Below are 2,698 nucleotides of genomic sequence, written 5' to 3' on the forward strand. Positions count from 1 at the left end.
CAAGGCACCACTCATCGAGCTGATGTTCGGCTGGGCTCCGTCCAACTTCGGCGTGATGGGCATCTTCACCGCCGCCTCCGTCGTCTTCTTCGCCTTCATCGGCTTCGACGTCGTGGCCACCGCCGCCCGGCCGAAAAGCTCCCGTAGTTCGACGACGAGTCGTTCCCGCAGCGAGCGGTCGAGCTGGCCGAGTGGCTCGTCCAGCATCAGCAGGCGGGGGCGGGGGGCGAGGGCCCGGGCCAGGGCCACCCGCTGCTGCTCGCCGCCGGAGAGCGAGGCCACGGCCCGCCGTCCGGCGCCGGGCAGTCCGACCAGGCCCAGCAACTCCCCCACTCGTGCGGCCCGTTCGGTCTTCGCCGTGCCGTGCATACGCAGCCCGAAGGCGACGTTTCCGGCCACGTCCCGCTGCGGGAACAGCTGGTGGTCCTGGAACATCAGCCCGACCCCGCGCCGGTGCACCGGTACCGCCGTCTGGTCCCGCCCGTCCAGCAGCACCCGCCCGGAGTCCAGCGGCTGCAGCCCGGCGACCGCCCGCAGCAACGTCGACTTGCCGCTGCCGCTGGGGCCGAGCACGCACACGATCTCGTGCTCGGCGACATCGAGGCCGACCGCGTCGAGCACGGCACGCCTGCTGAAGCGCACGGTCGCGGCCTGAAGGGTCAGCAGCATCTAGAACTCCCCGCTCCGGTTGGTGCGCAGCCGCTCGAGTACCAGCAGCGCCACCGCGCACACCACCATCAGAATCGTCGACAGGGCCATCGCCTGGCCGTAGTTGAGGTCGCCGGGCCGGCCGATCAGCCGCGCCACGGCGACCGGCAGCGTCGGGTTGTCGGGCCGCGCGATGAACACGGTCGCCCCGAACTCCCCCAGCGACACCGCGAAGGCGAACCCGGCGGCGACCAGCAGCGCCCGCCGCACCAGGGGCAGGTCGACCTCCCGCCACACCCGCCACGGCGAGGCCCCGAGCACGGCCGCCGCCTCCCTCAGCCGTACGTCCACCGCGCGCAGCACGGGCAGCATGGTCCGTACGACGAAGGGCACGCCGACCAGGGCCTGGGCGAGCGGGACCAGGATCCAGGACTGCCTCAGGTCCAGCGGCGGCTTGTCGAGGGCGATCAGGAAGCCGAAGCCGACGGTCACCGCGGAGACCCCGAGCGGCAGCATCAGCAGCGCGTCGAAGCCGCGTACGAGCCGGCCGGCGTCGCGTCGGGCGAGCGCCGCGGCGGCCAGGCCGCCGATCACCACGGCGATCGCGGTCGCGGCGACGGCGTACGACAGGGAGGTGCCGATGGCGTTGACCGGCGCGACCAGGAAGGTGCCGCCGTCGGGGTCGGTCAGCGCCCGGTAGTAGCCGAAGCCGGGTGCGGTGAGCGAGCGCTGCACCAGCACGGCGAGCGGCAGCACGAGGAGCAGCGCGACGGTGACCAGAACGCCGGCGAGGAGCGCCCACTGTCCCGCGCCGCGCGGACGGCGGGCGGTGACGGAGGCGTCCACCAGTTTCAGCGCGCTCTCCCGGCGCCGTACGGTCCAGGCGTGCACGGCGAGGACCGCGCCCACCGCCAGGAACTGGACGATCGTCAGGACCGCGGCGGTGGACAGGTCGAAGATCTGGGACGTCTGCCGGTAGATCTCCACTTCGAGGGTGGAGAAGGTGGGGCCGCCGAGGATCTGCACCACGCCGAAGGAGGTGAAGGTGAACAGGAAGACCATCAGCGCGGCGGCGGCCACCGCGGGCGCGAGCGCCGGCAGGGTGACCTTGCGCCAGGCGGTCAGCGGCGAGGCGCCGAGCATGCGGGCCGCCTCCTCCTGCCGGGGGTCGAGCCCGGCCCACAGGCCGCCCACGGTCCGTACGACGACGGCGTAGTTGAAGAAGACGTGGGCGAGCAGGATCGCCCACACCGTGGTGTCCAGGCGGACGCCCCACAGCTCGTCGAGGAGTCCGCCGCGTCCTACGACGGCGAGGAACGCGGTGCCGACGACGACCGTGGGCAGCACGAACGGCACGGTGACGACGGCCCGCAGGACCTGACGGCCGGGGAACTCCAGGCGGGCGAAGACGTACGCGCCGGGCAGGGCGATCAGCAGCGTGAGCGCGGTGGAGGCGAGTGCCTGCCAGGTGGTGAACCACAGCACGTGCCGGATGCCGGACTGGGCGAGTACGTCGATGATCCGCCCCAGCTGCCAGGCCCCGTCGGCCTTGAGGCCGCGCTGGACGATCGCGGCCACGGGGTAGGCGAAGAACAGCGCGAAGAACGCGACGGGCACGGCCATGAGGCCGAGCCGCGCCGCGTTCCCCGTACGGCTGCCCGTACGGCCCTTGCGGAGGGCTACTTCAGTACGAGCGAGGTCCACGACTTGACCCACTGGTCGCGGTTGGCGGCGATCTTGCCGGGGGCCATGGTCCCGGGGTTCTCGGCCGAGGGGCCGTACTCGGTGAACTCCGGCGGCAGCTGGGTGCCTTCGCGCACCGGGTGGACGAACATGTTCAGCGGCATGTCCTCCTGGAACTCCTTGGTGAGCAGGAAGTCGAGGAGCGCCTTGCCTCCCTCGGGGTTCCTGGCGTTGCTGAGCAGCCCGGCGTACTCGATCTGGCGGAAGCAGGTGCCGTACGCGACCCCGGTGGGCGCGGTCTTCGGCCGCGGCTCGGCGTAGATGACCTCGGCGGGCGGCGAGGAGGCGTAGGAGACGACCAGCGGCC

Annotated in this window: 2 protein-coding genes and 1 pseudogene; all 3 read right to left on the minus strand. The window is 72.3% G+C overall.

What is annotated here, in order from left to right:
- Positions 1 to 669, minus strand: a 669-nt coding sequence (locus tag C1I97_RS34945; RefSeq protein WP_258382889.1) for an ABC transporter ATP-binding protein, incomplete at its 3' end; no start/stop codon positions are given.
- The gene (locus C1I97_RS34950; RefSeq protein WP_111006982.1) at positions 670 to 2,271 is read right to left on the minus strand and encodes an ABC transporter permease; all 1,602 of its coding nucleotides are present in this window, start codon (positions 2,269 to 2,271) and stop codon (positions 670 to 672) included. It lies immediately after the preceding gene.
- A gap of 56 nt (positions 2,272 to 2,327) precedes the next feature.
- A pseudogene (locus C1I97_RS34955) lies at positions 2,328 to 2,698 on the minus strand (thiamine ABC transporter substrate-binding protein); the annotation flags it as partial.

The organism is Streptomyces sp. NTH33, from assembly GCF_003236365.1.
In the GTDB taxonomy this organism is placed as follows: domain Bacteria; phylum Actinomycetota; class Actinomycetes; order Streptomycetales; family Streptomycetaceae; genus Streptomyces.

What these genes read in the sequence shown, in the direction of transcription:
- C1I97_RS34950 (WP_111006982.1), bottom strand. Translation starts at nt 2,271, where the DNA reads ATGGCCGTGCCCGTCGCGTTCTTCGCGCTGTTCTTCGCCTACCCCGTG.